This is a genomic window from Kitasatospora sp. P5_F3 (genome assembly GCF_054049135.1).
Genome location: NZ_JBFUMY010000001.1, coordinates 96,937 through 114,520, shown reverse-complemented (window position 1 = coordinate 114,520; position 17,584 = coordinate 96,937). Strand labels below are relative to the sequence as shown.

12 protein-coding genes are annotated in these 17,584 nt (G+C 72.6%); 8 read left to right on the top strand and 4 right to left on the bottom strand.

Annotated features, from left to right (window positions below; all coding sequences use genetic code 11):
- Window positions 1-109: 109 nt before the first annotated feature.
- Complete coding sequence (locus tag ACXJMZ_RS00360; protein WP_457027908.1) at window positions 110-2,287, top strand: glycoside hydrolase family 6 protein; 2,178 nt, start codon at window positions 110-112, stop codon at window positions 2,285-2,287.
- Between the two features lie 7 nt (window positions 2,288-2,294).
- Here ACXJMZ_RS00360 and ACXJMZ_RS00355 read toward each other — a convergent pair whose 3' ends face one another.
- Window positions 2,295-4,103, bottom strand: coding sequence for a glycoside hydrolase family 15 protein (locus ACXJMZ_RS00355; protein WP_457027907.1), 1,809 nt, complete (start codon window positions 4,101-4,103; stop codon window positions 2,295-2,297).
- Window positions 4,104-4,266: 163 nt separating this feature from the next.
- Here ACXJMZ_RS00355 and ACXJMZ_RS00350 point away from each other — a divergent pair, with 163 nt between their 5' ends.
- From ACXJMZ_RS00350 to ACXJMZ_RS00320, 7 genes are all read left to right on the top strand, one after another.
- Complete coding sequence (locus ACXJMZ_RS00350; RefSeq protein ID WP_457027906.1) at window positions 4,267-5,073, top strand: SAM-dependent methyltransferase; 807 nt, start codon at window positions 4,267-4,269, stop codon at window positions 5,071-5,073.
- 26 nt (window positions 5,074-5,099) lie between these two features.
- Entirely contained in the window at window positions 5,100-7,184 is a 2,085-nt protein-coding gene (locus tag ACXJMZ_RS00345) for a putative bifunctional diguanylate cyclase/phosphodiesterase (RefSeq protein WP_457027905.1), read from the top strand.
- Window positions 7,185-7,511: 327 nt separating this feature from the next.
- A complete protein-coding gene (locus ACXJMZ_RS00340; protein WP_457027904.1) occupies window positions 7,512-8,345 on the top strand; it encodes a glycosyltransferase family 2 protein in 834 nt (277 codons plus the stop codon).
- Window positions 8,345-9,643 (top strand): glycosyltransferase family 2 protein, encoded by a 1,299-nt coding sequence (locus ACXJMZ_RS00335; RefSeq protein ID WP_457027903.1) that lies wholly within the window; start codon window positions 8,345-8,347, stop codon window positions 9,641-9,643. Before ACXJMZ_RS00340 ends, ACXJMZ_RS00335 begins: the two co-directional genes overlap by 1 nt.
- Before the next feature lie 5 nt (window positions 9,644-9,648).
- A complete protein-coding gene (locus ACXJMZ_RS00330; protein ID WP_457027902.1) occupies window positions 9,649-11,100 on the top strand; it encodes a lipopolysaccharide biosynthesis protein in 1,452 nt (483 codons plus the stop codon).
- Entirely contained in the window at window positions 11,097-12,119 is a 1,023-nt protein-coding gene (locus tag ACXJMZ_RS00325) for a glycosyltransferase family 2 protein (protein WP_457027901.1), read from the top strand. The genes ACXJMZ_RS00330 and ACXJMZ_RS00325 overlap by 4 nt, the downstream gene beginning before the upstream one ends.
- The gene (locus ACXJMZ_RS00320; RefSeq protein WP_457027900.1) at window positions 12,116-12,928 is read left to right on the top strand and encodes a polysaccharide deacetylase family protein; all 813 of its coding nucleotides are present in this window, start codon (window positions 12,116-12,118) and stop codon (window positions 12,926-12,928) included. Before ACXJMZ_RS00325 ends, ACXJMZ_RS00320 begins: the two co-directional genes overlap by 4 nt.
- A 67-nt stretch (window positions 12,929-12,995) precedes the next feature.
- Here ACXJMZ_RS00320 and ACXJMZ_RS00315 read toward each other — a convergent pair whose 3' ends face one another.
- The 3 genes from ACXJMZ_RS00315 to ACXJMZ_RS00305 form a co-directional block, all read right to left on the bottom strand.
- Window positions 12,996-14,201, bottom strand: coding sequence for a glycoside hydrolase family 16 protein (locus tag ACXJMZ_RS00315; RefSeq protein WP_457027899.1), 1,206 nt, complete (start codon window positions 14,199-14,201; stop codon window positions 12,996-12,998).
- 13 nt (window positions 14,202-14,214) lie between these two features.
- Entirely contained in the window at window positions 14,215-15,852 is a 1,638-nt protein-coding gene (locus ACXJMZ_RS00310) for a glycosyltransferase (protein WP_457027898.1), read from the bottom strand.
- A gap of 271 nt (window positions 15,853-16,123) precedes the next feature.
- A complete protein-coding gene (locus tag ACXJMZ_RS00305; protein ID WP_457027897.1) occupies window positions 16,124-17,350 on the bottom strand; it encodes an NAD(P)-binding domain-containing protein in 1,227 nt (408 codons plus the stop codon).
- Window positions 17,351-17,584 lie beyond the last annotated feature (234 nt).

The following is a 17,584-nucleotide window of genomic DNA, read 5'->3' as shown; positions in this document are numbered from 1 at the left end:
CACCGGATTTCCCCCACCCGAAAGGAATCCGCACGTGTCAGGACAGCTCCTCCGTCGCCTCCGAACGGTCGCCCTCGCGACCGCTCTCGGCGCGGCAACCCTGCTTCCGATGGCGAGCACAGCGCACGCCGCGACCCCCAAGGTCGACAACCCCTATGTCGGCGCCGGCGTCTACGTGAACCCCGAGTGGGCCGCCAACGCCGCAGCCGAGCCGGGCGGTTCGGCCGTCTCCAACCAGCCGACCTACGTCTGGCTGGACCGGATCGCCGCGATCAACGGCTCGAGCAGCTCGATGGGCCTGCGGGCGCACCTGAACTCCGCCGTCAGCCAGGCCAACGCCGCGGGCAAGCCGTTCGTCTTCCAGGTGGTCATCTACGACCTGCCCGGCCGCGACTGCGCCGCGCTGTCGTCCAACGGTGAGCTCGGCCCGACCGAGATCGGCCGCTACAAGACCGAGTTCATCGACCCGATCGCCGCGATCCTGGCCGACCCGGCCTACGCGAACCTGCGGATCGTCACCACGATCGAGCTCGACTCGCTGCCGAACCTGATCACCAACGCGGGCGGCACCGCCACCGCCACCCCGACCTGTGACGTGATGAAGGCCAACGGCAACTACGTGGCCGGCGTCGGTTACGCGTTGAACAAGCTGGGCGCGATCTCCAACGTCTACAACTACATCGATGCCGGGCACCACGGCTGGCTGGGCTGGGACTCCAACTTCGGCCCCACCGCGAGCCTGCTCTACCAGGCCGCCAACGCCTCCGGCTCCACCGCCGCCAACGTGCACGGCTTCGTGGTGAACACCGCCAACTACTCGACGTTGAAGGAGCCCTACTTCACCATCAACGACACGGTCGGTGGCCAGTCGATCCGGGGCACCTCCAAGTGGGTGGACTGGAACCGCTACGTCGACGAGCTGTCGTACGCCCAGGCGTTCCGGGCCAAGGCGGTCGAGGTCGGCTTCCAGTCGAACGTCGGCATGCTGATCGACACCTCCCGCAACGGCTGGGGCGGCGCCAACCGTCCGACCGGTCCCGGCCCGCAGACCAGCGGTGACGCGTACGTGGACGGTGGCCGCCTCGACCGCCGGTTCCAGACCGGCAACTGGTGCAACCAGTCCGGTGCGGGCCTCGGCGAGCGGCCGACCGCGGCGCCCGAGCCGGGCATCGACGCCTACGTCTGGGTGAAGCCTCCGGGTGAGTCGGACGGCGCGAGCAAGGAGATCGCGAACGACCAGGGCAAGGGCTTCGACCGGATGTGCGACCCCACGTACACCGGCAACCCGCGCAACAACAACAACATGTCCGGCGCGCTGCCGGACTCGCCGCTGGCCGGCACCTGGTTCTCCGCCCAGTTCCGCCAGCTGCTCCAGAACGCCTACCCGCCGGTCGGCGGCGGCACCGGCGACACCGTCGCTCCGACCGCTCCGACCGCGCTCGCCTCGAGCAACGTCACCGCCTCCGGTGCGACCCTGGGCTGGACCGCTTCGACCGACAACGTCGGTGTGACGGGTTACCAGGTCTTCCGTAACGGTGTGCAGGTCGGCACCTCGACCACCACCTCCTACACGGACAGTGGCCTGACCGCCTCGACCGCGTACAGCTACACGGTCAAGGCCCGCGACGCGGCCGGCAACGTCTCGGCGGCCTCCGCCGCGCTGAGCGTCACCACCTCGGCCGGTACCGGCGACACCACCGCTCCTTCCGTCCCGGCCGGGCTGGTCGCGAGCAACGTCACCGCCTCCGGTGCGACCCTGGGCTGGACCGCTTCGACCGACAACGTCGGTGTGACGGGTTACCAGGTCTTCCGTAACGGTGTGCAGGTCGGCACCTCGACCACCACCTCGTACGCCGACAGCGGTCTGACGGCAGCCACGGCCTACAGCTACACGGTCAAGGCCCGCGACGCGGCCGGTAACGTCTCGGCGGCCTCGGCCGCGCTGAGCGTCACCACCCAGACCGGTGGTGGCGGCGGGAACGCGGGCTGCGCCGCGACCTACAAGGTGAGCAACGACTGGGGCTCCGGCTTCAACGCCGATGTCACGGTGACCAACACCGGCACCGTGCCCACCAAGTCCTGGAAGGTCACCTGGACCTGGGGCGGCAACCAGCAGATCACCAACCTCTGGAACGGCAGCGTCACCCAGAGCGGTACGGCGGTCGCGGTCACCAACCTCGGCTACAACGGCACCGTGGCGGCCGGTGGCAGCACCGGCTTCGGCTTCGGCGCCAACTACTCGGGCAGCAACGGCGTCCCGACCCTGAGCTGCACCGCCACCAGCTGACGGCGGTTCAGTGAGCGGCGGCCGATCCCACGGCGGTGGGGTCGGCCGCTTCGCCGTCGGCCAGCCCGAACGCGGTGTTCACCAGCGCGACATGGGTGAACGCCTGTGGGGCGTTGCCGAGTTGGCGGCCGGAGACCGGATCGTACTCCTCGGCCAGCAGACCCAGGTCGTTGGCCACTGCCAGCGAGCGCTCGAACAGTTCCCTGGCCTCGGCCCGCCGTCCGGTCAGGGCAAGTGCGTCGGCCAGCCAGAACGAGCAGGCCAGGAAGGCCCCTTCGGTCCCCGGCAGCCCGTCGGTGTCGGGGGCGGCCCGGTAGCGGCGGACGAAGCCGTCCTGGTCCAGCTCGGTCCGGACGGCGTCCACGGTGCGCACCAGCCGAGGGTCGTCGGGCGGCAGGAAACCGGACTTGGCGATGAACAGCGTGGCGGCGTCCAACTCCTCGGCGCCGTACGACTGGACGAAGATCCCGCGGCGGGCGTCGTAGCCGTGCTCGCAGACCTCGGCGTGCACGGTGTCACGCAGGGTCCGCCACTGCTGCACCGGGGCGGGCAGCCCGGTGGCCTCGGCGAGCCGGACGGCGCGGTCGGCGGCCACCCAGACCATCACCTTGGAGTGCACGAACTGCCGTCGGCAGCCCCGGACCTCCCACAGTCCCTCGTCCGGTTCGCGCCAGTGCAGGGCGAGGAAGTCCATCAGGCTGCGGAGCAGCCCCCAGACCTTGCGCTCCATCGGGATGCCCGCCCGGTAGGCGAGCTCGAGGGTGTCCAGCACCTCGCCGTAGACGTCGAGTTGGAGCTGCCGGACGGCCGCGTTGCCGAACCGGACCGGGGTGGAGTCGCGGTAGCCGGGCAGCCAGTCGGCCGAGGTCTCCGGCAGGGTGCGCTCGCCGGCCACCCCGTACACCGCCTGGAGGTCGCCCGGGTCGCCCGCGATGGCCCGCAGCAGCCACTTGCGCCAGGCCGCCGCCTCGTCCCGGAAGCCGCCGCGCAGCAGCGCGGCCAGCGTCATGCTGGAGTCCCGCAGCCAGCAGAACCGGTAGTCCCAGTTGCGTTCCCCGCCCGGATGTTCGGGCAGCGAGGCGGTCGGGGCGGCCACGATGCCGCCGGTCGGGTCGTAGGTGAGCGCCTTGAGTGTGATCAGCGAGCGCAGCACCTGCTCGCGGTACGGGCCCTGGTAGCGCAGGCCGTCGGCCCAGGACTGCCAGCCGGCCAGGGTGCGGCTCAGCAGCTCGGCCGGGTCCACCCGGGGGGTGTCGGTGCGGTGCGAGGGCTGCCAGGTCAGCACGAACGGGACCTGCTCGCCCGGCCGCACGGTGAACTCGGAGACGGTCGCACCGTCCTCGCCCCAGGTGTGCACGCCGGTGGGCACCCGGAGCCAGGCGGAGTCGGGCCCGGCCACCGCGATCCGGTGGTGGTCGGTGCGGCGCACCCAGGGCTCGATCCGGCCGTGGTTGAACCGCAGCCGCAGCTCGCCGCGGATCCGGACGGTGCCCGAGAGGCCCTCGACGATCCGCACCAGCCGGGGCAGCCGGTCCCGCCGGGGCATGAAGTCGGTGACCCGGACGGAACCGGTGGGGGTGTGCCAGACGGACTCCAGCACCAGGCTGGCCGGGTGGTAGCGGCGTTCGGTGCACGGGCCGCCGGTACTGGGGGCCAGCCGCCAGCCGCCGTGCCGGTCGGTGCCGAGCAGTCCGGCGAAGCAGCTGGGGGAGTCGAAGCGGGGCAGGCACAGCCAGTCGACCGATCCGTCCCGGCCGACCAGGGCGGCGGTCTGCAGGTCTCCGAGGAGCGCGTAGTCCTCGATGGGTCCAGCCATGAGGGTCCCATTCTCGCCCGCCCGGCCCGGAACGGCGCCCCGTCGGCCAGCGAGCCCCTTCCGTCACAGCAGTCTCATGGGTTTCACTRCTTGCAGGGGACAGGCGATGATAGGAAGATCCTCATGTTTTGTAGTCCACTCCAGCTCCGGTAGGGATGCCTCCATGCAGCAAGCGAACTGGGTCCCCGCCGGCACTGATACCGAGAAGCCGAACGCGGCGCGGGTGTACGACTACTACCTCGGCGGCTCCCACAACTTCGAGGTCGACCGGGCGATGGCTCGGAAGGCGATGGAGTTCTGGCCCGAGCTGCCCGCCATCATGCGGGCCAACCGGGCCTTCCTGCGCCGGGCCGTGCAGCACCTCGCCGAACAGGGCGTCAGCCGCTTCCTGGACATCGGCTCCGGCATACCGACCTTCGGCCCGGTGCACGAGGTGGCCAGGGCGGTGAATCCGGACAGCCAGGTGGTCTACGTGGACCACGACCCGATCGCGGTCGCGCACAGCCGCCTGCTGCTCAAGGACGACCCGCAGAGCGTGGTGGTCGAGGCCGACCTGCGCCAGGTCGAGGACCTGCTCGCCCGGCCCGAGGTGGCCGCGCTGCTGGCGGCGGGTGAACCGGTTGCCCTGCTGATGGTCTCGGTGCTGCACTTCATCTCCGACGAGGACGACCCGTACCGGCTGGTGCGGGTGCTCCGGGACGCGCTGCCGCCGGGCAGCGCGCTGGTGGTCTGCCACGCCTCGCTGGAGGGCCGGCCGGACCAGGCCGGGGCCCACCAGGACCTGTACAGGCGCACCCCGACCCCGATCACGATGCGCAACCGCGCGGCGATCACCCCCTTGTTCGACGGGTTCGAGCTGCTCGAACCCGGCCTGGTCTTCCTGCCCGAGTGGCGTCCCGAGGACCCGGAGTCGGTCGGTCCGCACCCCGAGCGGATGACCGGCCTGGCAGGCGTCGGACTGCTGCCGTGACCGCAGGGTCGGACGGGGAGGGCCGGGTGGACGCTCCCACCTGGTTCCACCAGGAGTGGGAGCGGTTGCTGCGCGGTGGCCACGGCATGGCCGTGCACCCGGGCATCCTGAGCCGCCTGGTGTCCCGGACGGCCGTACTGCTGCACCGGGCCCAGCACGAGGATCCGTTCCGGCCCGAGCTGGCCGGGCGGGCCGGCGCCCAGCTGGTGGACGCGCACTTCACCGACCCGGCCGTACTGGCCAGGGCGGTCGAGCTGCTCCAGCTCGGCCCGGTCGGCGACGGCCGGGGCCCGGCGCTGTCCGGCGCCTTCGCGGCGGGCTGGGCGGAGGCCCTGCGGGAGCGGACCCTGCGTGAGCAGGAGGCGATCCGGCTGGCCGCCGACACCGCCCGGCGGGAGGTGGAGAAGGCGCTGCGGGAGTCGGAGAACAAGTTCCGCGCGCTGTTCGAGAGCGCCGCGATCGGGATCGGCATCGGGGACACCGAAGGCAAGATCATCTCGGTCAACCGGGCGCTCGGCGAGATCTTCGGCACCGGTTCGATGGACATGACGGGCCGTCGGGTGGACGAGCTGGTGCACCCCGAGGACACCCCGGGCGTCTGGGAGGCGTACGAGGACCTGATCGCCGGGCGCCGGGAGTACTTCCAGTTCGACAAGCCGTACTACCGGCAGGACGGCGAGGTGGTCTGGACCCACCTGACCGTCTCGCTGATCCGGGACGACGAGGGCGTGCCGCTCTACCAGGTGGCCATGCTGGAGGACATCACCGACCGGTACCGGCTGCAGGAGCGGTTGCGGCACCAGGCCACCCACGACCCGCTGACCGGGCTGCCCAACCGGGTGGCCTTCTTCGAGCGGCTGGAGAAGCTGTTCGAGGAGCCGGAGCCCGGGGCCAGGTTCGGCCTCTGCTACGTGGACCTGGACGGCTTCAAGGTGGTCAACGACAGCCTCGGCCACGACACCGGCGACCAGCTGCTGGCCGCCGTCGCGCAGCGGCTCGAGACCGCGCTGACCCCGCTCGGCCACCTGGTGGCCCGGCTCGGCGGCGACGAGTTCGTGGTGCTGCTGGAGGACTGCCGGGGCGAGCAGGAGGCGGTGGCGGCCGCCAAGACGGTGCTGGCCGCGCTGGCCAGGCCGGTGCAGGTCGGCGACCACTCGCTGGCGGTCGGCGCCAGCGTCGGCGTGCTGGAGCGCCGGGTGGCCACCACCACGCCGGGCGCCGCGGTCCGGGCCGCCGACCTCACGCTGTACCGGGCCAAGGAGGCCGGGCGCGGCCGCTGGACGCTGTTCGACCCGAAGGAGAACGCCCGCGCGGTCAGCCGGTACGCGGTGTCGGTGCGGATGCCCGCCGCGCTGGACCGGGGCGAGTTCTTCATCGACTACCAGCCGCTCTGCTCGCTGGCCGACGGCTCGCTGGTCGCGGTCGAGGCGCTGGTGCGCTGGCGGCACCCGCAGCTGGGGGTGCTCGGCCCGGACGAGTTCATCGGGGTAGCCGAGGAGACCGGCCTGATCATGCCGCTCGGCCGCTGGGTGCTGGAGCAGGCCTGCCGCCAGGCCACCGACTGGGTGCGGGAGTTCGGCCCGGACGCACCGCAGATCAACGTCAACCTGGCGGTCCGGCAGGCCCGGAACGCCGGGCTGGTCACCGATGTCGAACGGATCCTGCGGAAGACCGGACTGCCGCCGGGCAAGCTCCAGTTGGAGATCACCGAGTCCACCGTGGTGGGCCCCGAGGACGAGGCGCTGAAGGCCCTGCACGGCGTACGCGACCTGGGCGTCTCGCTGGCGGTGGACGACTTCGGTACCGGCTGGTCCAACCTGGCCTACCTGCGGGACCTGCCGGTCTCCTGCCTGAAGATCGCCGGCTCCTTCGTCGGCGACCTGCACGATCCGACCAAGGACGCGCACACCGGCTGGCGGATCGTCAGCGGGCTGGTCTCGCTGGCCCACACGCTCGGCCTGACCGTGACCGCCGAAGGGGTGGAGAGCGGCGCGGACGCCGAGCGGCTGCGGCAGATGGGCTGCGACTGGGCGCAGGGCTGGCACTTCGGCCGTCCGGTCCGCCCGGACGAGATCTCCCGCCGGATCGCCGAGGCGCGCCGCACCCCGTAGGCCCGCCGCACCGCGTAGCCCGGCCCGTGGGACGAGAGTCGACAAAGCGGACATAAGGGTTGACACGGGGCATGCTCCGGGCGGACGATGAGGCCCTGGCACCAGTTCATTAGCCAGTTGCCCGTGACAGTCGGCGTCAAGCCGCCCGAGACCGACCGGCGCATTTCGGAGGGGTTCGGGGGAGTCCGTACCAGCCCGCCGTGCCGTACGTCGTTCTCATTCCAACCGGGGCCCGCCCCGCGCTCAGCGCGGCCCGGCCGCCCCGTCTCCCGGGTCACGCCTGTGGGGGGCCCGCGTGCCCGCAGCCTCGGAGAAGGCCGTTTCGCGATGAGCATCACGCTGCCCCCCAACGTCCTCCCCTACCCGACCCGTGACGACGACCGGCCCAGGCGACGTGCCTCCGACCGGCCGCCCTTCGAACGGCCGATGCGCCGGATCGACGACGGCACCAGGACCAGGCACTCGGTCAGCCTGGTCGTCCCCGCCCAGAACGAGGCCCGCAACATCCCCTGGGTGTTCGAGCAGATCCCGAACTGCGTGGACGAGGTCATCCTGGTGGACGGTTCCTCCACCGACGCCACCGTGGCGATGGCCGAGCACTGCCTGCCCACCGTCCGCAGCGTCCAGCAGAGCGCTCCCGGCAAGGGCAACGCGCTCCGCACCGGCTTCGCCGCCGCCGTCGGCGAGTACGTGGTGATGATGGACGCCGACGGCTCGATGTGGCCCGGCGAGATCCCGCACTACCTGCACTTCCTTGACCACGGCTACGACTTCGTCAAGGGTTCGCGGTGCATCGCCGGCGGCGGCTCGCTGGATCTGACCCCGATCAGGGCGCTCGGCAACCTGGCGCTGCTGGCCGTGGTGAACCGGCTCTACCAGACCAAGCTGACCGACCTGTGCTACGGATTCTGTGCCTTCCGCCGCAGCTTCCTGGACCAACTCGACCTGCGCTCGGCCGGGTTCGAGATCGAGGCCGAGATGATCGCGCACGCGCTGCGGTCCGGCCTGCGGATCGCCGAGGTGCCGAGCCTCGAACTTCCCCGCCGTAGTGGCCGTTCGCACCTGCACGCCGTCTCGGACGGCCGCCGGGTGCTTCGGACGTTGCTCGCCGAACGTCCTGGCGGCAGCGGAACGGCCCACCACGCCACGGGGGAGCGGTGATGAACGGCACCGACCGGCGCGCCGCAACGGCCTGCCCCTGCCCCGCCGCCCGAGACTCGCTCTACACCCCTGTCCACGTGGTCGAACTGGACCTGGCCGAACCCGGTGAGCTCCGCTCGCCCGGGGGCACCGGGCCGGCCACTCCGGACGGCCGCGTGTTGGCGTTGGTGCGGCTGCACGGACACCCGCTCGGACTGGTCACCGCCACCGGCAGCGCCGACGATCCGGTCGGTCTGCGTCGGGCGCTGGTCGAGGCCGCTTTCAGCGAGATCCGCATCACCGCACACCAGTTGACCACCGCGACGATCAGGGCGCCCCTCAGACGGGTCGGCGGCGCCCGGACGTCAGCGGAACCGCCCAGGATCAGCGTCGTGATCGCCACCCACAACCGTCCCGAGCTGCTCCGCCAGTGCCTGGACTCCGTCCTGCGGATCGACAGCCCGCAGTACGAGGTGCTGGTCGTCGACAACGCTCCGGCCGGGGATGACGCGAAGACCCTGATCCGCGAGCGGTACGCCGACCGGGTCCGCTACCTGCGTGAGCCGGTGGCGGGCCTGGCCCGAGCACACAATCTCGGACTGGCCGTCGCCCGGGGCGAGTTGATCGCCTTCACGGACGACGACACGCTGGTCGACCGGCACTGGCTGAGCTCCCTGGTCGCGGCCTTCGCCGACGATCCGGCCGCCGGCTGCGTGACCGGCCTGATCCTGCCCGCCGAGCTGCAGACCGCGGCGCAGGCCGCGCTCCAGCAGCACGGCGGCTACGACAAGGGCTTCAACCCGCGCCGCTGGTCGCTCGACCTGCCGCCCGGTGACCCGCTGTTCCCGTTCACCGCAGGGCAGTTCGGCTCCGGTGCCAACATGGCCTTCCGGACCCAACTGCTGCGCACGCTGGGCGGTTTCGACCCGGCCACCGGCGTCGGCACCCCGGCGCACGGCGGCGACGACCTGCTGGCCTTCTTCCGGATCGTCACCGCCGGGCACGTACTCAGCTACCAGCCGGACGCCATCGTCTGGCACCGGCACCGCCGGACCGCGGACGCGCTGCCCGCCCAGCTCTACGGCTACGGCGCCGGCCTCGGCGCCTACCTGGCCGCCGCCGTCGCCGCCGAGCCCCGGCTGCTGCCCGCACTGCTGCGCCGGGTCCCCGGCGGGCTGCGGCACGCAGCCGCGCAGGCGAAGCGCCGTACCCTGCCGAGCGGCCAACAGTCCGCCCGGCTGGCCGCGTTGGAGCTGCGCGGGATGCTGTACGGGCCGGTCGGCTACCTCCGCGCGCTGCACCAGGCTCGGACGGAGTGAACGCGATGGCCACCTTCGTCACCGGGACCCGCACCGCAGGCTGCGGCTGCCCACTGCCGCTGCCCTGCCAGTGCTCCTACCGCACGCTGCTCAAGGCCCGGCTCCGGGCCGCCGTCTCGGCCGAGCCGCTGCTGCACAACGGCCATGTGCTGACCGCCAGTTCACTAGTGGCCGCCGGTCTCGGCGCGTTCTTCTGGCTGCTCGCCACCGCCTGGTACAGCCCCGAGACGGTCGGCCGCAGCTACGCCGCACTGTCCGCCGCCGCGCTGCTCTCCGGAGTCGGCCAGTTCAACCTCGGCGACGTGCTGATGCGCTTCGTCCCCACCACGGGGCGGCACACCCGGCGGGTGCTGCTGCGCTGTTACGCCGTCAGCTCGGCGGCCAGTGTGCTCGCCGCGGTGGCCTTCCTGCTGCTGATCCCGCTGCTGGCCCCCGGCCTGGACTTCCTGCGTTCCCCGGAGATGGCCGTCGCCTTCATCGCCGCCACCGCCGGGTACACCCTGTTCGTGATCCAGGACGGCGCGCTCACCGGGCTGCGCCGGCCGGGCTGGGTGCTCGGCGAGAACACCATTTTCGCGGTCGCCAAGGCCGGGCTGCTCGCCGCCTGCGCGGTGCTGGCGCTGCACTCCGGCATCATGCTGGCCTGGAGCGGCGCGCTGGTGATCTCACTGGTGGTAACCAACGGCTACCTCTTCGGACGGGCCGTCCCCGCGCACGTCAAGGCCGACCGGGACGGGGCGCCGCCGCCCCGGTTCGTACGGTACGCCGCCGCCGACTACGTCGGCGCGCTGCTGCGGACCGCCGCCTACAGCCTGATGCCGCTGCTGGTGCTCGGGCAGCTCGGCGCCGAACAGAACGCCTACTTCTCGCTGGCCTGGGTGATCGCCTACACCTGCTACCTGGCCACCGTGAACATGGGCAGCTCACTGGTCGTCGAGGCCGCCCGCGCACCCGAACGGCTCGCCGAGCACGGGCGCCGGGTGCTCCGGCACGCCGGGCTGCTGGTCGGCACCGGCGTCGCGCTGCTGGTGGTCATCGCTCCCTGGGTGCTGGCCGCCTTCGGCCCGGGCTACGCCGAGAACGGCACCGCCCTGCTGCGCCTGCTGGCGCTCTCCGCCCTGCCCAACCTGGTGCTCGGCGTCGCCATCGACGTCTGCCGGGCCCGGCGCGCGATGCGTTGGGTGATCGGCCTGCAGGCCGCGCTGCTGGTCGTCGTCCTGTCGCTCACCGTCTGGCTGCTCCCGCTGTACGGCCTGACCGGGGTCGGCCTGGCCTGGCTGATCGCGGAGTGCCTGCTGGCGCTGCCGCTGCTGCTCACCCTGCCGCGTTGGCTGCCTCGGGCGCCGGCTCCGAGCGCGACAGCGCCCGGAGAGACGCTGCCCGGAACGACCCCGCCCGGAACGGCACTGCCCCGGGAGACGGTCCCCCGGACGACGAAGGGAAGGCGAGAACGATGACCGACCGACTCGACCCGGTCCGCGAGGGGACCAGTGAACAGCTGACGGGGCATCGGCTCACCCTGAGCGTGGTGGTCTGCTCGTACACGATGGCCCGCTGGCCCGATCTGGTCGCCGCCATCAACTCGCTGCAGCGCCAGCGCAGCCCCGCCGACGAAGTGCTGCTGGTGGTCGACCACTGTCCCGAACTGGCCGTCCGCGCGGCCGGGGTACTGGCCGGCGTGCGGGTGGTGGCGAACCGGGAACAGGCCGGTCTGTCCGGCGCCCGGAACACCGGGGTGGCACTGGCCAACGGCGATGTGGTGGCCTTCCTGGACGACGACGCCACCGCCGACCCGGACTGGACCGAACGGCTGCTGGCCGGGTACCTGGACGCCCGGGTGCTCGGCGTCGGCGGCCTGGTCAGGCCGCGCTGGGAGACCGCCCGCCCGTCCTGGTTCCCGCCCGAGTTCGACTGGGTGGTCGGCTGCTCCTACCGGGGCATGCCGGAACAGGCCGCCAGGGTACGGAACTTCATCGGTGCCAACATGTCCTTCCGGCGCGCCGAACTGGTGGCCGCCGGCGGCTTCCGCCCCGACCTCGGCCGGATCGGCAGCCGGCCACTGGGCTGCGAGGAGACCGAACTGTGCATCCGGCTGGCGGCCGGCCGGCCGGAGGCCGAACTGCGCTACGAACCGGCCGCCGGCGTCAGCCACCGGGTCCCCGAAGGGCGGACCAACTGGGCGTACTTCCGGGCCCGTTGCTACGCCGAGGGCCTGTCCAAGGCGGTGGTCGCCCGGTACACCGGGCGCGGCCCGGCGCTGGCCAGCGAACGCCGCTACCTGCGCAGCACGGTGCCGCGCGGGATGGCCAGGGCGATCGGCCCGGGCGGCGGCGGCCCGCGTGAGTTCGCGGCCCTCGCGCTGGGTGTGGCCGCCACCCTGACCGGCTACACCACCGGCCGGTTCGGCCGGTCCGGCGCCCTCGGCCGACTGGTCGGACCGGTGCGGCGGGCCAGGGACCCGGGCGGTGCGCCATGACCGTCGTCCCGGTGTTCCTGTACCACTCGGTGTCCGACGACCCGCCGCCCTGGATCGCACCGTTCACCGTCACCCCGCACGTCTTCGCCGAGCAACTGGACCGGATCGCCGACGCCGGCCGCACCGTCGTCCCGCTGCACCGCCTGGTGGCGGCGATCCGCGGCGGCCCGGCGCTGCCCGCCGGCTCGGCGGTGCTCACCTTCGACGACGGCTTCGCCGACTTCTACTGGACGGTGGCCCAGCTGCTGACCGAACGCGGCCTGCCCGCCACGCTGTACGTCACCACCGGCGCCGTCCACCCGCCGGGCGGCGAGGCGGCCGGCAGCCTGCTGCCCCCGGCCCCGATGCTGAGCTGGCGTCAGGTGGTCACCCTGGACGCCTGCGGCGTGGAGATCGGTGCGCACACCCGGACCCACCCGCAACTGGACACCCTGCCGGGTCGCTGGCTGGCCAGCGAGATCGTTGGCTGCCGCCAGGAGTTGGAGGATCTGCTCGGCCACCCGGTGACCTCCTTCGCGTACCCGCACGGCTACTCCAGCGCCACCGTCCGCCGCCAGGTCTCCGAGGCCGGTTTCAGCTCCGCCACGGCGGTGCTGAACGCCTTCAGCTCGGGCAATGACGACCCGTTACGGATCGCCCGGCTGATGGTGCGGGCGGACACCCCGCCCGAGCAGTTCCGGAGCTGGACGCGGGGCGAGGGCGCCCCGGTCGCGCCGCTCCCGGAGCGCCTGCGGACCAAGGGCTGGCGGTTCTACCGCCGGGCCAGGGCCGCGGTCGGCAGCCCGGTCGGCGGGCCGCCGGAGATCTGACGCTGTCGACGCGGACCGAGAGGTCTAGGTGGTCGACGAACAGTTCGCTGCCGCTGAGCCTGAAGGCTCAGTGCTGCCAGACCCGCACCCAGTCCACCTGGAGCCGGGCGGTGTCCACGCCGTCTGGCGGGGCCGTGGGGTAGCCGACCGCCAGGTTGAGCAGTACCTCCATCGGCTGGTCCGGGATCCTGGTCGGGTCGGTCTCCCGGTGTTGGGCCACTCCGTCGATGTACCAGGTGAGCGAGTCGCGCTCCCAGGCCAGCCCGAAGACGTGGAACCCGGCCGGGTAGTCGGCCGGGCCGACGTACGCCGAGTCGTGCTGGTCGGACCCGTCCGGGCCGGACCAGTGCACGGTGAGCTGGGCGGTGGTGGCGTTGGTGGGGCCGAGGAACTCGACCACGTCCAGCTCGGGCGGGGTGGTGCGGGTGGCGGGCATCAGCCAGAACGCCGGGAACATGCCCGCTTCCGCCGGGATCCGGATCGAGGCGGCGAAGTAGCCCCGGGTGAAGGTGAACCGGGGCTGGGCGTCCCAGCTGTCCCGGCCGGTGGTGACCATGCCCGAGGTCCAGGGGTAGCGCTGGTCGTCGCTGCCGTCGGTGGCGCGCCGCTCGGCGGTCAGGGTCAGCAGGCCGCGTCCGACCGAGACCTGGGACGGCAGGTACCACTCCAACTCGTGGTTGCCCCGGTTGGTGCAGCCCAGGATGTTCCAGTCGTAGCAGGTGGCCCACTGGCTGCGGTCCAGCCGGGCGCCGTCGAACTCGTCCTGAAAGACCAGCTGCCAGGACCCGGGCGCGGCCGGTGTACCGGGGTCGGCCGGACCGCTGACGGCGGACGCTGCGCCGGGCGTGTTCCACACCTCGTGGCCGGTGCCGCTGCCGGTCCCGCAGGCGGTGACCAGCATCAGCGCGGCCAGTGCCGCCCGGCCGAACGGCGGCCGGGCCAGGACGGCCAGCGTGGTCAGCACGGCGAGCGCCAGCACGGCCCGGAAGGGGGTGAACCAGCCGCCCAGGAAGAGCGCCACGGCGAGCAGCGTCTCGACGGCGAGGCCGAGCGCCACCACCCGTACCGCCGTGGCCAGGAGGCCGCGACCGGCGCGGGGCGGGCCGGTCAGGGCCAGGCCGGGACCGACCAGCAGGTAGGCCAGGGTGACGGGCAGTCGGACCGGCGTCGGCAGGGCCAGCGCCCCCAGCGCGACCCAGCCGGAGGAGGCGAGCAGCAGCGGGACCGTCAGTTTCGAGGTCGCCAGTTTCGAGGCGAGGATCCTCGGTGCCATCGGTGACACCTCCTCAGGCCGGGTTCGGGACGAAGCGGTAGACCACCGCGTCGTCGTTGCGGTAGACCACGGTGAACTGGGACGCCCCGTCCACCGCGGTGCCGAGCCGGGCCACCGTGTCGGCCGGCAGCACGCCGGTCAGGTAGCACTCGGCGGCCTGGGTCCGGTTCAGCAGCAGGTAGGCGGGTGTGCCGGCCTCGGTGGAGTCGGCGGCCCTGGCCAGCCCGGCCAGGGGGTCGGCGAGCAGCAACTGCTGGGTCTCCCGGCTCTCCTGGGAGAGCTGGATGCGCGGGTGCAGGTCGTACTCGGCGACGCCGCCGGGCAGGTTGCCGGTCACCGAGACGATCACCGCGCCGGGCGGGGCGAGCGCGATCATCCGCTGGGCGGCGGTGACCTCGCCGGGGGTGAAGTAGTTCATGTTCTCCTTGCTGTAGTAGCCGAAGAACAGGCCGCCCAGCAGGGCCAGCGTCACCACCATGGAGGTGAGCGAGCGCAGTCCCGACAGCCGCCCGGGGCGCAGGAGGGCGGCGATCAGGAAGGCGCAGGCGGGCAGCGCGAACAGGTAGACCCGGAAGACCATCTCGCCGCCGTAGCTGTTCGCGGCGAGCAGTGGCATCGGCGCCATCGCCAGCAGCGGCAGCGCGGTCCGGCGGACCCAGGGACGCCGCCAGATCGCCGCCAGCGCGAGCAGGACCACCGTCGCCGACAGTCCGCGGTCCACCCAGGCAACCACCACCTGGCCGGGCGCGGCGGCGCCGAGGCCGACCAGCCCGGAGAGGATGTTGCCCTCCGGCGCGGTCAGCCCGGCCACGAACTCCCGCAGGTTCGCGGAGAGGAACGGCCGGGCCACGGTGGCGTACCAGATGCCGTTCAGCACCAGCAGCCCGGCCAGCGCGGGCAGCACCGCCCGCCGGTTGCGGCGGGGCAGCGCGAGGGCGATCAGTACGCAGAGCAGCATCAGCGGGGTGAGCTGGTGCGTGACCACGATCGCGGCTTCCAGCAGCAGGATCGCCAGCAGCCGGCCGAGGCTCGGCGCGGCCCGGGCCGGGGCCAACGAGGGCCGGGCGCCACCCGGCCCCGTACCGCCGTTCGGGAGTTGACCGGCCACCAGCACCAGCACCGTGACGAACAGCAGGAAGGCGAAGGCCTGCGGGGCGAAGTAGTCCTGGCCGACCCAGGCACAGCAGTAGTAGATCCACGCTGCCCCCCAGACGAGCCGCCGTTCGGTGGTGAAGGTCCGGTAGAGCAGCAGCAGCGGCGCCAGCAGCAGGGCGTTGGTGGCGGCCGGGGCCCAGGCGGCGTAGCCGAGCGCCGACTCCATGCCGGTGACCCGCAGGAACAGTCCGTTCAGCGCGAAGAAGCCGGGCCACTGGTTGTAGATGTCGAAGCCGCCGGGGTGGGGCACCGGGCCGTTGTTGCGGATCATCGCGTCGAGCACCGCGATGTGCTTCCAGGCCCAGGAGTACCGCAGGGTCGGGTACAGCAGGCTCGGGGTGGCGTGGATCATCGCGATCAGCCCGAGCAGATACGCCGTCAGCCACCCGGTGCGGACCCGGCGGTCACGCAGCGCCAGCCAGAAGCCGGCGGTCAGCAGCACCACCGCGATCCAGTACAGCGGCGGCAGCACCTGGAGCAGCCCGAGGTCGTTCATCGCGGCCAGGTCGACCGAGCGCAGCGAGAGCAGCCAGAGCAGCAGTGCGAGCGGCAGTACCAGGTACGGTGCGAGCCTCCTGGCCCGCCGGCCGGTCGCTGACCAGCCGTCAGCGGCGTCCTCCCCGGTGCCGGCCGCGGTGGATAGGGCCTGTCTGGTTGGCGTCGGATCAGGCCGGGGCGTTCGGTGCGTGCGTGCCGGGCGGGCCGGACCCGACGGGAATGGCCAGACAGGCCCTAGCACGGGGGTACCTCGGGCCGCCCCGGCCGGTTCACCGGACGGCCTCGGCGACGGCGGCGCAGATCCGTTGGGAGGCGAAGCCGGTGCCGCAGACGAACCGCATCAGCGGGCCGAAGGTGGCGGCTGACGCCAGCCCGGTGAAGTACAGGCCGGGCACCGAGGACTGGAAGGTCTCGTCCAGTCGGGGCGCGCCCTCGATCCGGCGCAGCCCGCGCCGCAGTTCGGGCCCGAGCAGGCCAAGACGGTCGACGTCCACCCGGTAGCCGGTGGCGGCCAGCACGTGGTCGGCGTCCAGCAGTTCGGTGCCGCCGCCGGGCCGGTGCAAGGACAGCCTGACCTGCCCGGCGGACTCCTGGACGGAGCCCAGCCGGTGGCCGGTGAGCAGCCGGACCCGGCCCTCCACCCGGTCCCGCAGCCACCAGGCGCCGGAAGGACCGAGCACGGTGCGGACCAGGTGCAGCCTGGTCCGGTCCGGCAGGTGCCGGAAGACGGCGGGTGCGCGGCTGAACGCGAACAGCGACCAGCCGGGCCCGAGCGGCGAACCCGGTTTGACCAGCCGGACGGTCAGCGACCGGTCGCCGCTGTGGTCGTTCTCCGGCGGGGTGCCGAACAGCAGCGTGTCCGTCCTGGCCACCACGGTCGGCTCGGCCCCGGCCTCGTGCAGCAGCGCCGCGCTCTCCAGCGCGGACTGCCCGGCGCCCAGCACCACCACCCGTCGGCCGGCGAACCGGGTCAGGTCCCGGTGCTCGGAGGAGTGCGAGACCAGCCCCGCCTCGGCGAGCGGCGTCAACTCCCGGGGCAGGTGCGGGAACGCGCCCAGGCCGGTGGCCATGACCACCTGACGGCTGGTGAACTCCTCGCCGTCGGCCAGCTCGATCCGGAAACCGGTCCGCCGGGCGTCGATCCGCTGGACCGCGGTGCGCTCCAGCGCGGGCACGCAGCGCTCCTGGAACCAGAGGCCGTACCGGATGAACTCCCCGATCGGGACGGGGTAGAGGTCGCCACCGGTGACCCGGCCGTCGAAGGCCCGGAAGTCGTCCAGCCGGTGCAGCTCGGCCGGGTCGGAGATGGAGGAGGCCGAGGGCGTGGACTTGAGGTACATCCCGGCGGGCATCCGGGACCGCCAGCTCTCCATCGGCTCGCCGAAGACCCGCAGCGGCACCCGGCGCCCGCGTAGATGGGCGGCGGCGGCCAGCCCGTACGGGCCCGCCCCGATCACGGTGACCGGCACCGCGTCGGCGGGACTCACGGCGACCACGCCGATTCGGTACGGCAGGCGGTCAACAGACGGTTGGTCAACATTCGGCGCCCTCCTCGAACGGAGCACCCCTTTACCCAGGGTGCACCCGTGGAGCGGATCGCGAACACCCCCATTCGGGTCACCGCCGGTGCCGCTGCGTACTCGTACGCTCCTGCACTGGCCCGACCGGCCCCGGAAGCGCAAGAATTGTCCTGACCGGTCCGGTACGGGAGGTGGGGGCATCGCCCGTTC